This is a genomic window from Niveispirillum cyanobacteriorum, assembly GCF_002868735.1.
GTDB lineage: Bacteria > Pseudomonadota > Alphaproteobacteria > Azospirillales > Azospirillaceae > Niveispirillum > Niveispirillum cyanobacteriorum.
The window spans coordinates 867116-887392 of record NZ_CP025613.1 but is presented as its reverse complement, the minus strand read 5'-3'; the positions used below and the strand labels follow the sequence as shown (position 1 = coordinate 887392).

Sequence of the window (20277 nt, the reverse complement as noted above, 5' to 3'; positions counted from 1 at the left end):
GATGGATCCGCCCGCGGCCCTTGCCGTGGCGCAGGGTCATTTCTGTCATCATTAAAGAAGGGGCAGGCCATGCGTATCGATCAGCTGAAAATCTCGCATCGAATCTTCACGGGCCAGGGGCTTTTGCTGTTCCTGCTGCTGCTGGTTGGGGGGGCGGCGGTTATCGGCCTGACGGTCATCGATAGCAGCTTTTCCGACTATCGGCGCATCGCCCGCAACTCCAACCTGATTTCCGGCGTCGATCAAAGCGTGTCGCAGATGCGCCTTGGCGTGAAAGACTTCCTGTTGACGGGTGATGAGGCGCTGGCGGACAGATTTCAGGAGCGGGCCAAGGCCGTGGATGGTCTGTTGGATGATGCCGACAAGGCGATCATTCATCCAGGCCGCCGCGCCATGCTGGCCGACCTGACCAAGACCTATGGGGATTACAAGGCCGCGTTTGGCGAGGTCGTTTCTCTGGATGCACGGGTCGACAAGGTCTCGGCAGACGTCCTGGACAAGAATGGACCGGCGGCACTGGAGAAAATGGATCAGTTGCTGCGGATCGCCGAGAGCGAAGGCGATGCGCGCGGGGCGATCGCCCTTGCTGATGCCGAGCGGGACCTGCTTCTGGTCCGTTTCTACATGCAGCGTTATGAGAACCTTCATGATGACGCGACGCGTGAAGGGCTGACCAAGGCGCTGTCAGAATTGGAGACGGGCACCAAGGCCCTTGCCGAACAGGCACGCGGTCCCCGCCGCGCCTTGGTGACGGAAATTGTGCAGCATTTGGTCGCCTATCATGAAGGGGCCAAGACCAAGCGCGATCTGATCACCGAAATGGAGAAAACGGTCGCCGGGCGCTTGAATCCGGCCGGTGCCAAGATGAGCAAGCTGACCGGCGATATCCGAGCTTCGCAGATGGAACAACAGAACCAGATCGGGCCCCAGGTCGTCTCCACCATCAACACCATCCATTACACGGCCATCGGCCTGTCGATCTTCGCCATCATCCTGGGCGTCGGTGCATCAATCGTTATTGCCCGGTCGATCACGCGGCCGGTAAATGACCTGACCGGTACCATGGGCCGTCTGGCCCAGGGCGATCTCAGCGTCGATATCGGCTACACCACCAACCGGGACGAGATCGGTGACATGTCGCGGGCGGTCGAAGTGTTCAAGACCAATGGCATTGAACGCCGCCGTCTGGAAGAAGAACAGGCGGCAGCCCGCGAAGCGCGCGAACGCCGGGCCCAGGCCCTGGAACAGTTGATGTCGCGCTTCGACCGCGACATGCAGGCCCTGGTCGGCGAACTGGGCAGTGCCAGCACGCAGATGCGCGCATCGGCCCAGTCCATGTCAGCCCTGTCCGAACAGACGGCGCAGCAATCGATGAATGTGGCCAGTGCTGCTGAACAGGCCAGTGCCAATGTGCAGGCCGTGGCCACCGCGACCGAGGAACTGTCCAGCTCGCTGGGCGAGATTACCCGCCGCGTGGCGGAAAGCGCCCAGATCACCCGCACCGCCCATGAAGAGGCACGCCGCACCAATGAGACGGTGACGTCACTGTCCGAAGCGGCGGGGCGCATCGGTACCGTGGTGCAGTTGATCGCCGATATTGCAGGCCAGACCAACCTTCTTGCCCTGAACGCCACCATCGAGGCGGCGCGCGCCGGGGAAGCCGGCAAGGGCTTTGCCGTCGTGGCGTCGGAGGTCAAGAGCCTGGCCACCCAGACGGCCAAGGCCACTGGCGATATCAGCGAGCAGGTGCAGCAGGTGCAGACAGCGACCCAGCAGGCCGTGGAGGCCATCCGGTCCATCACGGGCACCATTTCCCGTGTGAATGAGATCGCCGCCGCCATCGCCGCCGCGATTGAGGAACAGGGGGCCGCCACGCAGGAGATCGCCCGCAATGTCCAGCAGGCCGCAGTGGGCACGCAGGATGTCACCAGCACCATCGACAGCGTGCGTGGTGCCGCCGGCGAAACCGGGCAGTCGGCGGGCGAGGTGTTGAATGCCGCCGTCAGTGTGCAGGATCAGTCTCAGCGCCTGACCAAGGTGGTGGAAGGCTTCCTGCAAGGTGTGAAGGCGGCTTAATCAATCCCTCAAGCGCCGGGCGGCGGCATCCGCCGCCTTGGCTTGCGCGGGCACATGCCCGCGGGCGCTCAACGCGCCATCCCATCAGCTTCGCTGCTGGGTTTAAGCTGCCCTCAAGAGCCGGGCGGCGGGATCAGATCCCGCCCCCGTCGCTGAAGGCGTATATATCGTAAGAGGCCAGGGCGCGACCGATATCGGCGATAGCGCGATTGGCGGCGGGCAGGCGACCGCCCATGGTAATGAAACCATGCACCATGTCGGGGTACAGCCGGTGCAGCACCGGCACCCCGGCGGCGGCCAGCCGGCCAGCATAGGCCCGGCCTTCATCCAGCAGCGGATCGAAGCCGGCGGTGATGATCACCGTGGGCGGCAGCCCATCCAGACGGTCGGCGCGCAGGGGTGAAACCTGCCAGTCGCCTTCAACCTCCTGGCCCGCCAGATAGTTGCGGACATAAGCGACATAGGCCTGACGGGTCAGCAGGTAACCGTCGGCACGGGTGAAATGGCTGGGCAGGCCGGCGGCCAGATCGACGGCGGGATAGATCAGCACCTGGGTCTTCAGGATCGGCCCGCCGACATCGCGCGCCTTCAGCGCCAGGACAGCGGCGATATTGCCGCCCGCACTGTCACCCGCCACGCCGATGGCCAGCGGATCAATGGCGAGCAGGGGCGCGTAAGCCGCCAGCCAGCGCAGCGCTGCCCAGCCATCCTCAATGGCGGCGGGCCAGGGATGTTCGGGTGCCAGCCGGTAATCCACGGCCACAATGGCATGGCCCGTGGCGACCGCCAGTTGCCGGCAGAGCGTGTCATGGCTGTCCAGATCCCCCACGGTCCAGCCGCCACCATGGAAGAACAGCAGGGCCGGCAGGGGCCGGAAACCGAAGGACGGGCGGTAGAGCCGCAGGCGCAGCGGGCCGCCGGGGCCGATGATGGTTTCTTCCCGCACCGAGGCGATATCCGGCGCCTCCGGCCCCAGGGCGCGGCGCACCTGGGTGAAGATGCGGCGCGTTTCCGCCAGATCGCCATCGCCCGTGGCACTGCCCGCGATGATGCGGACCACATCGGCCACTTCGGGCGACAGGTCGGTACCGACCGTGAAACCCGGCTTTTCCGGAACCAGACACAGGGACGCCGCACGGTGGGGAACGGGGGCGATGGGCAGGATTGTGCCGGTCATGGTCTGTCTCCGGGATCGGTGTGGGCGGTAAGGGTGGGGCGGTGACCAGCCATTGGGGAAGCCGGCCACCGCCCCCGGTGCAATCATCAGAAGCGCACGCGCGCCCCGGTGATCACGCCGTACACGTCCTTAAAGTCGGCCGTGCGGGTGTCGTAGCTGTGGTTGCGGAAGCTGATATAGAAGTCGGACGCAAAGGCATCGACGGTCTGGACATAGCCGACCGACCAAGCCTTGGCATCGGCACCGGCCACCGCGAAATCATCTTGGGTGAAGTAATCCACCACGAAGGCGCTGTTGCCGATGCTGGTCAGCTTGGCGATATAACCGACCTTGCCGTACCAGAAATCGCTGTCGCGGGGGCCCAGGTCGCGCGTGCCGGCGGCGGCGGTGACGTTGAAGCCATTGGCGAACTTCACCGAGATGGAGCCGTTGGTCTGCGTGTCGAAGCCGGTGCGGCTGTCATTATCGGCATAGGCGATGGCGGCAGCCACCTCGGTATCGCCGATCTTGGCGTTGTAGCGCACGGCCCCATCGGTGGCCCCGCCTTCGGTGAAGCTGGTCGACAGCTGGAAGCCGCCGCCAAAGGTGGGCGTGTCGTAACGCACCCGATCCTCACGGTGCAGGCCGTCGAAATTGTTGAACGCGTTGTTGACCGTGACGCCAGCGGCGCGTGTCGCCTTGTTGCGGAAGGCGATGCCGCCGAAGGTGGCGCCGATATCGGAATGGCTGATCAGGGTGCTGGTGCCCGACAGGTCCACTTCCGAGGTCTGGTTGGTGGCGGTATCGCCCTGACCCACCCAGAGACGACCGAATTCCTTGTGCTGCACCCAGAATTCCACCTTGCGCTCATTCACTGAGAAGGTGCCGCTGTCGGTGCCGAAGCCGGTATTGCGAGTGGAGGCGGACGAGGTTTCCAGCTCGATATCGGTGCCAGCGGTCCAGTTATCGTCCAGCTTGGCCTGGCTGGACAGGCGCAGGCGTGACGATGCCGTGGCGTTGTCGCCATGGATGGCGTCGCTGTCGAAACCGTCATCGGCCACGATCACGGCGCGACCGATCTGTCCCGACAGGGTCAGCTTCACCTTGCCATTGCCCGACTGCACCACCTGCGGCGCCTTATAGGCATCGGCAACGACAAGGGGGGCGTCCTTGCTGGCGGGCGGGCCGGCGGGTGTGCTGGGGGCCTTCTCCAGCTTTTCGATGCGGGCCAGCAGCGACTGTACCTGGGCGCGCAGGGCCTCAACCTCTGACGCGGACTGGGCGGCGGCGGGCAGGGACAGGGCGGAGAGGGCAGCACCCGTCAGCAGCAGGGCGGCGGTCTTGGAACGGAAGGAGGACATAGGCTTTCCCTTCATGGATCTGGTTCTTGTGGCCGGGTTTTGCGGGGCATAAGGACCCTTGCGCCGGTCGCCTGAAGGCGCCGGCTCCGGCCTTGGTTTCATTTGCGTGATCAGGGCCTTACGGCGTAAGCACCGCCGGGGCAACGTTCTGTCGTGTCAAGGACAACAGCAGGTCATCGGGTGTCTCCTTTAAGGTTCAGGACACCACGAAGCTTCGTGGCGCTTTAGCGTTTGGTGACGCGGCGCAAGCTGTCAGGTCAAATGCCCGCGGATGGGTTCAACACCACCGATGGGGATATTGAATTTAATTCCCCACTTCGTCAATCGGGTTTTGTCATTTTTTAATCACAAATCTTTTGCGTTATATACAGGCCGGTGCGGGACATTGCATTCCGCTTCCGCAGGCTCTACCAGAAAGGGCCGAGAGACAGACCGGAAGCCGCCCTTATGCAGACCCCGCCCGAGATCCTGGCGCAGGCCGACCAGCTTTTGCAGGCGGGGCGGTTCCGTGTGGCGCGGCGGGTGCTGACAGAGGGTGGGGAGCCGGCGGATGCCGCCGGCATGGGGCTGCTGGCCCGTGCCCTGATCGGGATGAATGAGCATGGGCGGGCATTGCCGCTGCTGCGCGTCGCCTTGCTGGACTGTCCGGATGATGCGGGCTTGCGGTTTGATCTGGCGCGCGCGCTGAACGGGTTGGGCATGATGCATGCGGCGGTGCCGATACTGGCGGCGATGCATGATGCTGACCCGTTGGATGCGCGGGTCACAGAAATGCTGGCCAACGCCTTGCGTCGGGACGCCCGCTATGAGGAGGCCATCGCGCTGGTCGATGCAGAGGCGGCGGCGGGGCGGTTGAACAAGGGCGTACGCTATCACCGCGCCCTGTCGCGCCATTATCTGGGCGATCCAGCCGGGGCGCTGGCCGATTTCGATGTGATCGTGGCGGAGGACCTTGGCCATGGCGCGGCCTGGTTCGCCAGCCATGCCTGTGTCATCGGGGATCAGGGACTGGAGGCGGCGAAGGAACGGCTGCGCCGGGCGGTGACCAGTCCGGGGGCCAACCGCAAATATGCGGGCTTCCTGGCGGCCTATGAGGTGCTGACGGGTGGGGATGCGGCGGGGGCGGCGCCGTCGCCGATCCTGGACGGTGCGCGCGCACTGGTGGGGCATATGGCTACGGATTGCCGGATATTCGGGGTATCCGCCGATCTGCTGCGTTTCGCCCTGTCGCAGGCCAGGGTGCCGGGGCTGGTGCTGGAATTCGGTGTGCGGCGGGGAACATCGCTGCGCCATATTGCGGCGGCTGCTGGCCAGCATGCCCATGGGTTCGACAGTTTCGAAGGCCTGCCCGAGGGCTGGGGCAATGAGATGGCGGGGACCTTCAGCCTGGGCGATGGCGACGCCGTCCCCCTGCCCGCCATGCCGGACAATGTCAGCCTGCACAAGGGCTGGTTCGATGATGTGCTACCGGGGTTTCTGGCGGCCCATCCGGGGCCGGTACGGTTCGTCAATATTGACTGTGATATCTACAGTTCCACCGTGACGGTGCTGCGCGAGCTGGAACCCAGGTTGGTGCCGGGATCGGTGCTGGTCTTTGATGAGTTCATCGGTAACCGAACCTGGGCCGAGCATGAATTCAAGGCCTTCGGTGAGTTCGCAGCCCGTACCGGCATTCAGTTCCGGCATATCGCCATCAGCCCCTTCACGGGTCAGGTGGCCTTAGTTTTAGAGTGATCCGGTAGTGTGCGGAAGGTCATTACCTTTCCGCTCTCCCCTTCCGCCAAACCTCTGATACTCTTGTCGCCATTGGCCCCGAAGGGGCTGCCGGCAAAGGGGAGAGGCGCCATGAGCACCGTGACCACCAGCGATTGCCTGCTCTATACCCGCCATGGCGGGGAAGGGGTGGCGGAGATCACCTTCAACCGGCCCAATTGCCTGAACGCGCTGAACCTGGACATGGCCGCCGCCTTTGCCGAGGCCGCGACCGCTGCTGCCAATGATCCCAAGGTGCGGGTCCTGGTGCTGACAGGCCGGGGTACCAGCTTCATGTCGGGCGGCGACATCCTGGCGTTCCACAAGCTGCTGTCGGCACCTGCCGCCGAACGGCGCGACCATATTGCCCGTCTGATCGATTTCACCCATCAGGCCGTGACAGCGCTCCGTCGCATGGAAAAGCCGGTGATCGCCGGCATCCATGGCACCGCCGCCGGCCCCGGCATCGGCATTACGCTGGCCTGCGATCTGGTGGTGGCGTCAGACCGCGCGATTTTTCAGATGGCCTATGGCCCGCTGGGCACCACGCCGGAGGCGGGCGCCACCCATGCCTTGCCGCGTCTGGTCGGGTCGCGCCGCGCGGCGGAACTGGCGCTGCTGGACCGGCGCCTGACGGCGCTGGAGGCCCTGGAACTGGGCATCGTCAACCGCATCTGCCCGGCCCCGATGCTGGCGGAGGAGACGCGGTGCGTGGCGCGCAAGCTGGCCGGCGGTGCCGCCCTGGCATCGGGACGGACCAAGCGTCTGCTGTATCTGTCGCTGGAGCATAATTTCCAGCAGCAGTTGGCGGCGGAGCGGGAAACCTTCCTGTCGGCCATCGACAGTCCCGAATTTGCCGAAGGGATCACCGCCTTCGTGGAGCGGCGCAAGCCCTTCTTCGGCAAGTGCTGAGGCAGGCTGATCCTACCTTTATGGGCAGGCACGTGAAGGACCCCTATCCTTCGCGATTCCAAGCGGTTATCTTGAGCGCCGGAAAAGACGGGACCATGCGAACATCCCGGAACCGGCGGTCAGGAAGGAACAGGGCATGAGTGACATCTCCATTGGCGTGGGTGGCCCCGCGGATATGGGCCGCATGGCGATGGATGCCGGTAACCATGCCGAGGCTGTGGCCCTGCTGCGCGAGGCGATCCTGGACGATCCGGGCGATGCCACGCTGCGCGCCGACCTGGGTGTCGCCCTGGAGACGCTGGAGGATTATGATGGTGCCGCGCAGGCCTATGCGGCGGCCGCCGCGCTGGAGCCGGACAACCCCATCTATCATTTCAACCAGGGGGCCGTGGCCCAGGCGCAGGGGCGGCCGCATGACGCGGCCAACCATTATCTGAATACGCTGGAGCGGGAGCCGCTGTTCGCCGAGGCCTATTACAACCTGGGCACCCTGTTTTATGATGCCGGTCATATCGAGATCGCGGCGGAGCATTATGGCAACGCCCTGAAGGCCCGGCCTGATTATGCGGAGGCCGCCAGCAATCTGGGCCTGGTCCTGCGCCGCCTGGGCCGCCAGGACGAGGCGATTGAGCAGTTCCGTGTGGCGCTGCGCCTGCGTCCCGAGTTGACTATCACCCATTCCAACCTGGGTCTGACCCTGGCCGAGGCCGGTCATTATGACGAGGCCATTGCCTGTTTCGGACAGGCGTTGGCCATGGACCCCGACAGTTCGTCACTGCACATCAACATCTCTCTGGCCTGGCGCGGGGTGGGGCGGCTGGATATGGCGGCTGATGCGGCCCTGAAGGCGCTGAAACTGGCGCCTGACAGCACACAAGCGCAGGTCGAACTGGGGTCGGTTGCCGCCAATCTGCGCCGTACGGGCGATGAGGCCTCTCTCAAGAGCCTGCTGGAAGGCTGGCGCGATGTGGCCGGGGAGACAGCACAGTATCAGCATACGCTGGCGGCCCTGGGCGAGGCGCCGGCCCCGGCGCGCGCCAGCGATGCCTATCTGTCCCAGACCTTCGATGCGTCGGCCAAGCGGTTTGACGAGATGATCGGTGCGCTGGGCTATGCTGTGCCTGACGCGGTGGGCCAGGCGTTGCAACGCCATCTGGGGCCGGGCCAGGGGGACAAGGATATTCTGGATGCCGGCTGCGGCACTGGTCTGGCAGCCCCGCATCTGGCGCCCTATGCCAAGACCCTGACGGGTGTGGACCTGTCCTTGTCCATGTTGCAGCAGGCGCTGCGCCGGGGGCTCTATTCCTCGTTGGATCAGGCAGAACTGGGCGCCTATCTGATCGCGCGGCCTGCCAGCTTCGACATGATCGTGGCGGGTGATGTGCTGTGCTATTTCGGGGAGGTGGGCGACCTGTTCCGGCAGGTGGCGGCATCTCTGCGTCCCGGCGGCCTGTGGATCGTGTCGGCGGAAACGGCATCGGGCGGCAAGCCCTATATCCTGCAGGAAAGCGGACGCTATGCCCATGATCCGGCCCATTTGCAGGAAAGCCTGAATGAGGCGGGGCTGAAGGTTCTGGAACTGATGCCCATGGTGCTGCGTTATGAGGGTGGCCGGGCCGTCGAGGGCGTTCTGGCCATCGCCAGCCGCTGAACCAACGCCTGTTTTTCCGACCGCCGGGTAGCCGCCGCCCTGGGACCGCCGGGGCGCGGGTGCTTGGGCGTGGCTACCCCTGATATTGCCCTGTGTGCAGAGATGAATGACAGCATCGCCACCATCATTCCCGTTCTTCTGTCCGGCGGTTCGGGTTCCCGCCTGTGGCCGGTATCGCGGGAGCGGTTTCCCAAGCAGCTTTTGAACCTGTGTGGCGACCGGACCATGATCCAGGAAACGGCCCTCCGCGTGGGCCGGGATTTCGGTTTCGCCGACCCCATCGTCATCTGCAATCAGGAACACCGCTTCGCCATTGCCGAACAGCTGCAGGAGGTGGGCATCCGTCCCACCGAACTGGTGCTGGAACCGTTCGGGCGCAATACCGCCCCGGCGGCGGCTGTGGCAGCACTGCTGGCGGCGCGGCGTGATCCGCAGGCCTTGGTCCTGCTGCTGCCCGCTGATCACGCCATCCTGTCGCCCAACGCCTTTCGTGTGGCAGTGGCCAAGGGTGCGGTTGCGGCACAGCAGGGCAAGCTGGTGACCTTCGGCATTCAGCCGACCAGCCCGGAAACAGGCTATGGCTATATCGAGAAGGGTGAGCCGGTGTCAGGCGCCGATGGCGCCTTTGCCGTGAAGCAGTTCGCGGAAAAGCCAAAGCTGGACGTGGCGCAAGCCTATCTGGCGGGCGGGCGGCACCTGTGGAACAGCGGCATGTTCCTGTTCCGCGCCGACCGGTTCGTGGCCGAACTGGAACGCCACGCCCCCGACGCGCTGGCGGCGGCGGATGCTTCCATCGAGGCGGCGCGGGTCGATCTCGATTTCCTGCGCCTGGATACAGATGCCTTTGCCCGGGCGCCCAACATCTCCATCGATTTTGCCGTCATGGAAAAAACGGACAGTGCGGCCGTTGTGCCCTGCGACATCGGCTGGACCGATGTGGGTGCCTGGAGCGCGCTGTGGGACATCGCGGAAAAGGATGGCGGTGGCAATGCCGTGCTGGGCGATGCCATCCTGGTCGATGCCAGCAATAATCTGGTGCGGGGCGAGGTTGGGCTGACGGCGCTGGTGGGGGTGAAGGACCTTGTGGTCATCACCACCGATGATGCCGTCCTGGTTGCCGACCGCGCCCGCGTACAGGATGTGAAGGCCGTTGTCGACCGGTTGAAGGCGGAGGGGCGGACCGAACGGCTGGACCACCGCCGCACCTACCGACCTTGGGGCTATTCGCATCTGGTGCATGCGGCCCCCGGCTTTCAGGTTCTGCGCCTGACCATCCGCCCCGGCCACAAGATTTCCCTGCAAAAGCATGATCACCGGGCCGAGCATTGGGTGGTGGTGCAGGGGGAGGCCCAGGTGACGCTGGGCGAGGAGCGGCGCATCGTGCGGGTTAATGAAAGCGTCTTCATTCCCGCCGGTATCCCTCACCGCCTGGAAAATGATGGAGATACCGACCTGTGCCTGATCGAGGTGCAGACGGGTGCCATCATCAGCCCCGACGATATCCTGCGCATCGAGGATCATTACGGACGGGCCTAGACATGTTTCCGCTGACCGGAAACATGTCTAGTCTTTTCGTTTTCCTCAGGCGCCGGCGCGGCATCCGCCGCTTGGCTTCACGCCGCACGTGCGGCGCGGCGGCAGTCGCCGCCGGAGCGGTTTCCGGGTAACAGAAAACCGCTCTAAATTATCCTATCCCAAAGGTTAGGTTGCAGAGGGGCGGCAACGCCCCTTTCATTTTGCAATGATATTTGCATATTGCAACATGCATTTCGCAGTTTTGCGGATTGCAATATGTCAATGGAGGGTAAGCGCCGCCCCAGGCCCGCAGAAACCCTCAACTGTCAGGGTGTGCCGATGCCTGGCACGCAGGCTGCAATCCTTGGTTCGCATGAAGGCAACAACGCCTCGCCCCAACGAACCGATGGAGACCGACATGACCAAGTTCTTCGCCAAGACCGCCGCCGCCGCCCTGATCGCTTCTGCCATTGTCGCCCCCGCCATGGCCCAGAACGCGTCCGGCACGATCCAGTTGAAGGGTAATGTCGCTCTGTCCTGCACCATCGCCGTCCAGGACCTGAACCAGTCGCTGGCCCTGAAGGCCGGCGAAACCGCCAAGACGGTCGGTTCGGTCACCGAGACCTGCAATTCCGGCTCCGGCTACAAGATCACGCTGGCCTCGGCCAATGCCGGCAAGCTGAAGTCCGGCAACTTCACCATCGATTACTCGGTCAACTATGACGGCCAGGGTGGTGCGCTGACCAGCCAGATGGTTGTTGACCGCGCCACCGCGCAGTTCGGCAAGAAGTCCGACCTGAAGGTCACCATCGCCGCCTCCGACCAGTACATCGCAGGCGACTATGCCGACACCGTCACCGTGACCATCGCCGCCAAGTAATTAGAGATCGGTTCCGCTCTCTTCACAGCTTCATCGGGCAGTTCCAGCCTGCTCCCCCGTCCGGGAAACCGGGCGGGGGCATTGTCTTTCAGAGGCCGTTGTATTCCCTGTTGACCCCGTTTCGCAGTGCGGCAACCATGAGGTCTCATCCATGCTGGAGCCGCCATGCCACTTCATCGCCGCGACCTGATCCTTGCCGCCCTTGCCACGACCCTGGCCGGACCCGTTATGGCGCAGGGGGCATCACTGCTGGAGAAGGTGCGCAAGGCGGGCGTGCTGCGTGTGGGCACCACGGGGGATTATTTCCCCTATTCCTTCCGCGACGTGAAGACGGGTGGGTTCCAAGGCTATGAGGTGCAGGTGGCCGAGAGGCTGGCCGCCGATCTGGGTGTGAAGCTGCAATTGGTGCAGGCCACCTGGCCCACCCTTGTCGCCGGCCTGATGGCCCGCAAATACGACATCGCCGCCACCGGCGTGACGGTGACCCCGGAACGGGCCAGGGCCGTGGCCTTCACCAAGGCATATCTGCGCCCGACCTTCATCCCCCTGATCCTGAACAAGGATGCAGAGCGCTTCAAAAGCTGGGACGATCTGGACCAGCCGGGCGTGACCATTTCGGTGCAGCAGGGGACGGCACCAGAGACCATGGCCAGGAAGGTCTTCACGAAGGCCCGCATCCTGTCGGTGGCTGATCCCGTCATTGATTTCACCGAGGTGCTGGCGGGCCGGGCGCAGGCGGCCTTTACCGACAATCTCTATTTCCTGACCAAGATCGGACGGGAATATCCGCAGCTGACCATGCTGACCCAGGGGGCGCGGCCCGGTACCGATACGGAAAACGCCATGATGACCCTGCCGGGCGATGGCGAATGGATGCTGTGGCTCAATAAATGGGTCGATGCGCGGCTGGCCGACGGGTTCTTTGACGGGCTGTTCAAGACCTGGTTCGAGGGTGCGGGGACGGCCCGGTGAGGCTCGGCCTGCCCCTGCTGCTGCTGCCCCTGCTGCTGTCGGGCTGCGGCGGGGAAGGGTGGCATATTGTTGATCCACGTACGGACGAAGGTTTGGGCAACCTGTCCTTCCTGCTGGCCGGCGCGGGGCTCACCCTGGGCCTGTCAGCGGCGGCCCTGGGGCTGGCCATGATCATCGGGCTGGTCACCGCCATCGCGCGGGGCAGCCGGTGGCGGGCCGTGCGGATGGTCAGCGGTGGCTATGTCGAGCTGATGCGGACCCTGCCGCTGTTCGTGCTGCTGCTTTGGGTCTTCTATGCGCTGCCCATTCTGGTGCAGGGGCTGGACCCGGACGGGGTGTGGTTCGCGCTTCTGGGCTGGATCACTGACCTGACGCCCTTCACAGCGGCGGTGATCGCACTGGCGCTGAATGCCGGGGCGTTCCTGTCGGAGATTTTTCGGGCTGGGATTGAAGGCGTGCCGCGGGGGCAGGTGGAGGCGGCGCAATCGCTGGGCATGGGCCGCTGGCTGACCCTGCGGCGCATCGTGTTGCCCCAGGCGCTGCGTCGCATGCTGCCGCCCACGGTGGGGCAGTTCATCCATACCGTGAAGGACAGTTCGCTGGCATCCGCCATCGGGCTGGCCGAACTGACCCGCCGCGCCACCGAATTGCAAACCCAGACCTATCGCCCTCTGGAGCTTTATACGCTGCTGGCACTGGAATATCTGGTGATCCTGCTGCTGCTGTCGCGCCTGTCACGCTGGCTGGAGGGGCGGTGGGGGTCGAAGGGGTGAAAGGCCGGAAAGGTCCGCCGCCTGTCCGGTCCCAGCCTTGCCCGCCGCGCGGTTTGCCGTTTCACTGTCGCGCGTGATCATGGAGGGTGTGATGCTGGAGATGCGGCCGGGCTGTGAATGCTGCGACAGGGATTTGCCGGCGGATCAGGAGGGGGCCTATATCTGCTCCTTCGAGTGCACATGGTGCCGGGATTGTGCGGAAGGACGGCTGCGGGGGCGCTGCCCCAATTGCGGCGGCACCCTGTCACCCCGGCCAACACGCGCACAGGCTAAATGGGCCGGGGCACCGCCATCCACGGTGCGGGTGTTCAAGCCGGAGAAATGCGGCGCGCCCGCCTTCTGAACAACCGGTCAGCCCTTGGGCTTCAGGTAGCCGTGCATGGCAATCCAGCGGGTGAAGGCGTCGAACCAGCCCGTGCTGGTGGTTTCCTTCTGGTACATCCCAAAGCCATGGCCGCCCTGTTCGAACAGGTGAAATTCCACGGGCCGCTTGGCCGCCCGCCAGTTCTCGATCAGGCCGAAGCCGGTATTGCCGAACAGGGGATCGTCTGCGGCCAGGCCCACGAACAGCGGCGGGGCGTCGGCGGGCACTGTCATGGCGGCCAGCGGGCCGTAGATATTGCCGATGAAGGCAGGTTTCGCGTCCTGCCCGGCCACGGCGGTGGCCATGGTCAGCATGGCGCCGGCGGAAAAGCCGACCATGCCGATCCGGTCCGGGTCGACCCTCCATTCGGCCGCGCGCCGGCGGATCAGCGCGAAGGCCGCGCGGGCATCGGCGATCTGTGGGGCGATGGCGGCGATCATGTCATCCGGCTTGGGCCGGGCCGGGCGGGCTGCACCGGAAAACATCTCCCGCATCGATTGTTCAAAGGCCTGCATGTCGGCGGGCGTCTGGTTCAGCCGGTATTTCAGGACAAAGGCCGCCACGCCCTTGTCGGCCAGGGCCTTGGCCACGTCCCAGCCTTCATTGCTCATCGACAGGGTGCGGAAGCCACCGCCGGGCGCCACCACCACTGCCGCCCCCGTGGCCTTGGCGGGGTCGGGCAGGAAGGGGGTCAGCGTGGCGACCGTGACATTGCGGGCGAACAGGCTGCCATACTGGCTGTGCCAGGATTCCGGCACCTTGGCATCGGGCAGGGGGCCTGTGCCCAGCTCAATTGCCGCCGGCTGTGCCGGAATGGCGATGGGCGTCATCTTGTCATTCTGCGCCTGTGCCGGAAGGGTCAGCGCCAGGGCGACCAGGGTCGCCTTGAACGTTGCCCGTACCGTCATGGCGTGCCGGAGGGTGCTGGTCAGCCCCATGGTCATTTCTCCCTGTTTGATTGATTGTTATCCGTTGTTATGCGGTTAGCGCGGAGGCGGGGCGGTAACGCCCGCGTCCGTTTGGATCACCGGTTTCATGGTGCCGTCGGGATTATATTGAAGATGTTCCACCGTAACGGCGCGCCGGCCCAGGGCACCATTCAGGTCGCCGATGGTCAGGGTGGCATTGTGCAGGAACAGGTACCAGTTGCCCTTGAACTGCGCGATGCCGGGATGGATCGTGAAACTGTATTTGCCCGATCCCGTCAGTTCGCCACGATAGGTCCAGGGACCCTGGATCGACGGGGCCGTGGCATAGGACACTTTTTCATCCCGGTGGGTGGCGCGGTCGAGCGAGGCATAGGTCAGGTAATAGAGATCACCACGCTTATGCAGCCATGGCCCCTCCTCAAAGTGCGGGGGCGTGATCTCCGTGATCGGGCCGTCGATTTCGATCATGTTGGGCTTCAGCTTGGCGATGTAGCACTGGCGGTTGCCCCAGGCGATCCAGGTCGTGCCGTCATCATCGGTGAAGACGGTGGGGTCGATATCTTCCCAGCTATGGGTGCCCTTGGGCGTCATCTGATTTGTGATCAGCGCCGATCCCTTGGCATCCACAAATGGGCCGGTCGGGCTGTCCGATACGGCGACGGCGATGGCCTTGCCGGGATGGGTGTCGTCATGTTCGACGGCGGCATAGAACCAGAACTTGCCGTTGCGCTGGATCGTCTGTGAGGCCCAGGCATCCTTCTTCGCCCATTTGAAATCCGCCACCTTCATGATGGGGCCATGGCCGGTCCAGGATTTCATATCGGTGGTGGAATAAACCAGCCACTCCTTCATGTTGAACATCTCGTCGCGCTGCGCCTCGTCATGCCCGACATAGAGATACAGCCGGTCACCCACCACCAGCGGGGCGGGATCGGCGGTGAACTTGTCGCGGATGATGGGGTTCGATCCCGTCTGCGCCACGGTGGGGGAGGTGGTTAAAACTGTTAGCGCTAACAATGCGACTGACAGATGGAGCCAGTTCTTTGCCATGGCACAAACCTCCCAGGGTTATAATTTTTCATTAACAATATAATAAGATTATTTAGCCGTCAACGAACTCCCCTTCTGCTGCCCCCGAGGGTGTCAGCTCCTGCCATGGCGAAAATCGCGATGATTTGCCAATAAGGCGAAAATATGGTGTTGCCGGCCATCGGTCAGGGACGGGTGCTTTCAGAAAACCCAGGGTTTCCGCCATTTCCGCCGCTGGCACACGGGCTGCAATCATGGCGTCCCAGGGGTAGGGCCGTGCCGGGGAAGGTGTGACCCGCCCATCCAATCAATGGCGATGGCCAGGCAGACGGGGGACGGCATGGAAAAGGTGGGGACGGTACAGATGGGGCGCCATTGGGCGCTGCGCGGCTGGGGCGACCGGCTGCGCATGCCGAAATGGGCGGCCCTGGGGCCGCGGTCAAAGCGCGTGGTGGCCATTGGCGGTGTCCTGCTTCTGGGTGTCAGCGGTTTCACCCTGATGGTGGCCAGCAAGCCGGAAGTGGCGCGGGAGGACCGGCCGGAACGGGTCTGGTCTGTGGATGCGGTGAACGTCGCCCGCGCCGACCACCGCCCGGACATGAGTCTGATGGGCACGCTGGTTGCGGGCCGATCGGCGGAATTGCGGCCCCTGGTGGCCGGGACTGTCAAGGCGGTGTCGCCGGCCCTGCGCGACGGCGGTCTGGTCAAGGCGGGAGAAACGCTGCTGGAGATCGACCCCTGGGATTATGAACTGACGGTACGGGAGACGCGGGCGCAACTTGCCGAGGCCCGGGCGCGGCTGGATGAGCTGCGCGCCACAGCGGCGGCGGAGAAGTCGCGCGCCGAACTGGCCCGTCAGCAACTGGGCATCAAGGAGCGCGAGCAGGAACGCGCCCAGTCCCTGTATGAAAAGGGCACCATCTCCATCGCGCGGCTGGAACAGACGCAAGGGGCCCTGGCGGCGGAACGCCAGACCCTGGCCGCCATGGAAAACGGGTCGCAGGCCGGGGCCGCCCGCGTCCGGCAGCAGGAAGCGGCCATTGACCGGTTGAAGGCGATGCTGGATCGGGCAGAGACGGATCTGGCCCGCACCAAGCTGACCGCCCCGTTCGATGCCTTTGTCGGCCAGACCAAGGCGGAGGTGGGCATGCGCGTATCGGCGGGCGATCAGGTCGCCACCCTGTCGGGCACTGAAGGGCTGGAGGCCCGCGTCACCCTGTCGACCGAGGCCTATGGAAGACTGGCTGCCGATGGGGCGGGCGTGGTGGGCCGCCGGGCGGAGGTCACCTGGAAGCTGGGTGAGCAGCGCCTGACCTATCCGGCGACCGTGGAACGGGTGATCGACCGGATTGACACCGCCACGGGCGGCGTCACCATCTTCGTACGACTTGAGGCACAAAGCCTGGATCAGCCGCTGCGCCCCGGCGCCTTTGTAGAGGTTGCGTTGCCCGACCGTGCCTATGTTGCGGTCCATCGTCTGCCCGTCACGGCGGTTCATGGCAATGATACCGTCTATATCGCCAATGCCGAGGGCCGGCTGGAAAGCACCAAGGTGCATGTGGTGGCCCGCACCAGCGATGCCGTGTTCGTCGATAAGGGGCTGAGCGATGGCGTCAAAGTGGTGACCACCCGGTTCCAGGAAATCGGACCCGGTCTGAAGGTTGCGGTCCGCGAGACGCCGGCCCCCGGCGCCCAGGTCGCCACCAACCCGCCCAAGGAAACCCAGGATAAGGACAATCAGGATAAGGCTGGGGCCGGGGAGAAGAGCGAATGAACAGCGCCGGCCTGATCCGCACCTTCATCCGCCACAAGGTGGCGGCCAATATCCTGATGATCATGATGATGATCGCCGGCTTCTGGGCGCTGGCCAAGCTGGAACGGCAGATGGAACCGGACTTTGATGTGCCGGGTATCTATGTCGGGACAGCCTGGCAGGGCGCGTCCGCCGACGATATCGACCGCTCCATCATCGAGGCCATGGAACGCGAAGTGCGGTTCCTGGAAGGCGTTGATGAGGTGACGGGCCGGTCGCGCGAAGGCATCGGCGAACTGTTCATCAATTTCAAGCATGGCACCGACATGGCCAAGGCCCTGTCGGAGGTCGAAAGCGCGATCAACAACATCACCACCCTGCCGCAGAGTGCGGAACGCCCGGTGATCAACCGCTTCACCATCACCGACGAACTGATGGAACTGGCGATCTCCGGTCCTCTGCCGGAACCCGCATTGCGGGCGCTGGCCAAGCAGGTGCGTGACGGGGTGACCGCGCAGGGTGTGGACCGTGTCTATATGTCCGGTCTGCGCAATGCCGAGATCTGGGTGGAGGTGCCGGCGGCGGAGCTGCAGCGCCTGGATACCACCCTGGGGTCGATTGCCCAGCGTCTGGCCCAGGCATCGACCGATGTGCCGTCGGGTACTCTGTCGGGCAATATTGAAAAGCAGATGCGGTCCATGGGCCGGCAGGATGATGCCGCCGGTGTCGCCGGACTGACGCTGCGCACCGACGCGCAGGGCCAGCGCGTGACCATGGGGCAGGTGGCCCAGGTCAGCGATGCCTTTGACGACCGGGGCGTGACCGGACGGCGCAATGGCAATCCCGCCATCAACCTGTCGCTTCAGACCTCCAAGAACGGCAATTTGATCGCCATCACCGAACGGGTGGATGCGTACCTTGAAAAACTGCGCCCGACCCTGCCGCCTGGCGTGACGGTCGAAAGCTATGACCGCAATTCCGACGCGCTGGAAGATCGCATCGGCATGCTGATGGATAATGCGGTCGGCGGCATGGTGCTGGTCATGGCTGTGCTGGTGGTGTTCCTGCGGCCCTGGGTTACCTTCTGGATCGCCATCGACATCCTGGTCAGCTTCCTGGTCACCTTCGCCATCATGGTGCTGATCGGGCAGAGCATCAATGTGATGAGCCTGTTCGCCCTGATCATGATGACGGGCATCATCTGTGACGATGCCATCGTGGTGGCCGAACATGGCCAGACCCTGATGGATAAGGGCATGGAGCCGGCCAAGGCCGTGGAACGGGCCGCCCAGCGCATGTTCTGGCCCGTCACGGCCGCCGCCATCACCACCATTGCCGCCTTCGGCCCGATGCTGATGATGAGCGGGACGACAGGGCAATATGTAATGCCGCTGCCCGCCATCTCCATCGCGGTGATCATCGCCTCTCTTCTGGGCTGCTTCCTGATGTTGCCGTCCCACATGCGCCACGCACTGGAAAAGGGGCAGAAGTCACCGCCGTCAAAGCTGCGCGTGGCGTTCGATGCAAAATTCATCAGCTTCCGTGATGGGCCCTTCACGCAGGCCATTGCCTGGGCCACGCATAACCGTGGACTGACGGTTGCGGCGGCAGTCACGATCATGGCGCTGGCCATCGGGTTGCAGGCCGGCGGCCATGTGAAGTTCGCCTTCTTCCCGCAGCCGGAGGGCAACCAGGCGCAGTTGAACCTGCTGTTCAGCCCCGGTACCCCGCGTGAGGTGGTGGCCAAGCAGATCGACGAGGCCGAAGCCGCCCTGTACCGTGTCGAGGCCGCCTATGGCTTGCCACGGGGTGAGATCGTCAAGATGACGTTCGGTAAGCTGGGCGTCACGACCGGCAACAACCTGCCCGAACAGGTCGGCGATTATATCGGCTCCATGAAAGTCGAGTTCTCCGTAGCCGACGACCGTGAACAGCGCCTGCCCGATATCATGAAGAAGTGGGAGGCGGAGACCAAGCTGCTGCCCGGTATCGATCAGGTGATCTTCTCCACCGAACAGGATGGGTTTGGCGGCGACGGCTTCGGCTTTCGTCTGGTCCATAATGACCCCTATGTGCTGAAGGCCGCGTCGGAGGAACTGAAGAAGGTTATCATGACCTATGGCGGGGTCAGCGGGGCGCGCGACAACCTGCCCGCCGGTAAGCCGGAACTGGTGGTCAAGGTCACCCCGCGCGGAGAGGCCCTGGGCTTCACCACCGAGAATGTGGGTCGCCAGCTGCGTGATGCCATGGACGGCGCCATCGCCATGCGCTTTGCCAAGGGCGATGAGGAGGTCACGGTGCGCGTCCGCCTGCCGGAAAGCGACCAGACGGAGGCGCTACTGGCCAGTCTGAAGCTGCGTTCGCCCACCGGCATGCAGGTGCCGCTGGCCGATGTGGTGGAACTGTCGGAACGGCCCGGCCTGTCGCGTATCCTGCGCAACAAGGGCCAGCGTACCGTATCGATCTTTGCCGAGGTCGATCACCTGAAGGGTAATTCAGGCGAGATCCGCAGCGACATCGAAAAGAACCACCTGCCCGGCATCATGGAGAAGTATGGCGTCAAGAAGGACCAGAATGATGGGTCGCGTCAGGAGGAAGAGTTCTGGTCTGACTTCATGATGGGCATGTTGGTCTCGCTGGGCGCCATTTATCTGGTGCTGGCCTGGATCATGGGCAGCTTCGCCCGGCCCTTCGCCGTGCTGATGATCATCCCCTTCTCCATCGCCGGCACCATCTTTGGCCATTGGGTGATGGGGGCGGACATGACCATCTGGTCCTACATCGCCATCATGGGCATGGCCGGCGTGCTGGTGAATGACAGTATCCAGGTGGTCAGCAGCATCGATGACCGCATCAAGGAGGGGGAAGCCGTGGAGAGTGCGGTGGTGCATGGGGCGGCGGAACGGCTGCGCCAGGTGCTGCTGACCTCGCTGACCACCATCTTCGGCCTGCTGCCGCTGCTGACCGAGACGGCGTTCCAGGCGGCCTTCCTGGTGCCCATGGCCATCACCTTTGTCTTCGGCATCGGGACGGCCACGGTTCTGGTCCTGCTGCTGATGCCGGCCCTGCTGATGCTGGTGGAGGATGCCAAGCGGGGGATTGGCTGGGTCCGGGGCCGGTTTGGCCGGCGGCAGCCGGTGGTGGCGGTGTGAGA

Annotated in this window: 15 protein-coding genes; 11 read left to right on the top strand and 4 right to left on the bottom strand. The window is 64.3% G+C overall.

The window, feature by feature from the left end; genetic code table 11:
- Positions 1 to 69: 69 nt before the first annotated feature.
- A complete protein-coding gene (locus C0V82_RS24610) occupies positions 70 to 2076 on the top strand; it encodes a HAMP domain-containing methyl-accepting chemotaxis protein (protein WP_102115038.1) in 2007 nt (668 codons plus the stop codon).
- A 133-nt stretch (positions 2077 to 2209) separates the two neighbouring features.
- On the opposite strand, the gene C0V82_RS24605 is transcribed toward C0V82_RS24610, so the two are convergent.
- Complete coding sequence (locus tag C0V82_RS24605; protein WP_158660184.1) at positions 2210 to 3253, bottom strand: alpha/beta hydrolase; 1044 nt, start codon at positions 3251 to 3253, stop codon at positions 2210 to 2212.
- Positions 3254 to 3339: 86 nt separating this feature from the next.
- Entirely contained in the window at positions 3340 to 4593 is a 1254-nt protein-coding gene (locus tag C0V82_RS24600; protein WP_158660183.1) for a porin, read from the bottom strand.
- A gap of 447 nt (positions 4594 to 5040) precedes the next feature.
- Between C0V82_RS24600 and C0V82_RS24595 the strand changes: the two genes are divergently transcribed.
- The 8 genes from C0V82_RS24595 to C0V82_RS24560 all read left to right on the top strand — a co-directional run bounded on the left by C0V82_RS24595 (position 5041) and on the right by C0V82_RS24560 (position 13391).
- On the top strand, positions 5041 to 6327 hold the full coding sequence (locus tag C0V82_RS24595) for a class I SAM-dependent methyltransferase (RefSeq protein WP_102115035.1): 1287 nt from the start codon (positions 5041 to 5043) through the stop codon (positions 6325 to 6327).
- 111 nt (positions 6328 to 6438) lie between these two features.
- Positions 6439 to 7257 (top strand): enoyl-CoA hydratase/isomerase family protein, encoded by an 819-nt coding sequence (locus C0V82_RS24590; protein ID WP_102115034.1) that lies wholly within the window; start codon positions 6439 to 6441, stop codon positions 7255 to 7257.
- A 136-nt stretch (positions 7258 to 7393) separates the two neighbouring features.
- Positions 7394 to 8908, top strand: a complete 1515-nt coding sequence (locus C0V82_RS24585) for a tetratricopeptide repeat protein (RefSeq protein WP_102115033.1) — start codon at positions 7394 to 7396, stop codon at positions 8906 to 8908.
- A gap of 69 nt (positions 8909 to 8977) precedes the next feature.
- On the top strand, positions 8978 to 10444 hold the full coding sequence (locus C0V82_RS24580; protein ID WP_308421086.1) for a mannose-1-phosphate guanylyltransferase/mannose-6-phosphate isomerase: 1467 nt from the start codon (positions 8978 to 8980) through the stop codon (positions 10442 to 10444).
- Positions 10445 to 10841: 397 nt separating this feature from the next.
- Entirely contained in the window at positions 10842 to 11303 is a 462-nt protein-coding gene (locus tag C0V82_RS24575; protein ID WP_245924101.1) for a spore coat protein U domain-containing protein, read from the top strand.
- Positions 11304 to 11468: 165 nt separating this feature from the next.
- Positions 11469 to 12275: a transporter substrate-binding domain-containing protein gene (locus C0V82_RS24570; RefSeq protein WP_102115031.1), complete on the top strand. Its 807-nt coding sequence runs from the start codon at positions 11469 to 11471 to the stop codon at positions 12273 to 12275.
- A complete protein-coding gene (locus tag C0V82_RS24565; protein WP_102115030.1) occupies positions 12272 to 13048 on the top strand; it encodes an amino acid ABC transporter permease in 777 nt (258 codons plus the stop codon). Before C0V82_RS24570 ends, C0V82_RS24565 begins: the two co-directional genes overlap by 4 nt.
- A gap of 91 nt (positions 13049 to 13139) precedes the next feature.
- Positions 13140 to 13391 carry a DUF1272 domain-containing protein gene (locus C0V82_RS24560; RefSeq protein WP_102115198.1) on the top strand — a complete coding sequence of 84 codons (252 nt, stop codon included), beginning with the start codon at positions 13140 to 13142 and terminating at the stop codon, positions 13389 to 13391.
- 8 nt (positions 13392 to 13399) lie between these two features.
- Here the strand turns inward: C0V82_RS24560 and C0V82_RS24555 are convergent, their stop codons facing one another.
- Together C0V82_RS24555 and C0V82_RS24550 are read right to left on the bottom strand one after the other, a co-directional pair.
- On the bottom strand, positions 13400 to 14320 hold the full coding sequence (locus C0V82_RS24555) for an alpha/beta hydrolase (protein ID WP_245924322.1): 921 nt from the start codon (positions 14318 to 14320) through the stop codon (positions 13400 to 13402).
- Positions 14321 to 14395: 75 nt separating this feature from the next.
- A complete protein-coding gene (locus C0V82_RS24550) occupies positions 14396 to 15391 on the bottom strand; it encodes a glycoside hydrolase family 43 protein (protein WP_102115028.1) in 996 nt (331 codons plus the stop codon).
- A 319-nt stretch (positions 15392 to 15710) separates the two neighbouring features.
- On the opposite strand from C0V82_RS24550, the gene C0V82_RS24545 reads away from it, so the two are divergent.
- Both C0V82_RS24545 and C0V82_RS24540 read left to right on the top strand, forming a co-directional pair.
- Entirely contained in the window at positions 15711 to 17144 is a 1434-nt protein-coding gene (locus C0V82_RS24545) for an efflux RND transporter periplasmic adaptor subunit (RefSeq protein ID WP_158660182.1), read from the top strand.
- The gene (locus tag C0V82_RS24540) at positions 17141 to 20275 is read left to right on the top strand and encodes an efflux RND transporter permease subunit (protein WP_102115026.1); all 3135 of its coding nucleotides are present in this window, start codon (positions 17141 to 17143) and stop codon (positions 20273 to 20275) included. The genes C0V82_RS24545 and C0V82_RS24540 overlap by 4 nt, the downstream gene beginning before the upstream one ends.
- Positions 20276 to 20277 lie beyond the last annotated feature (2 nt).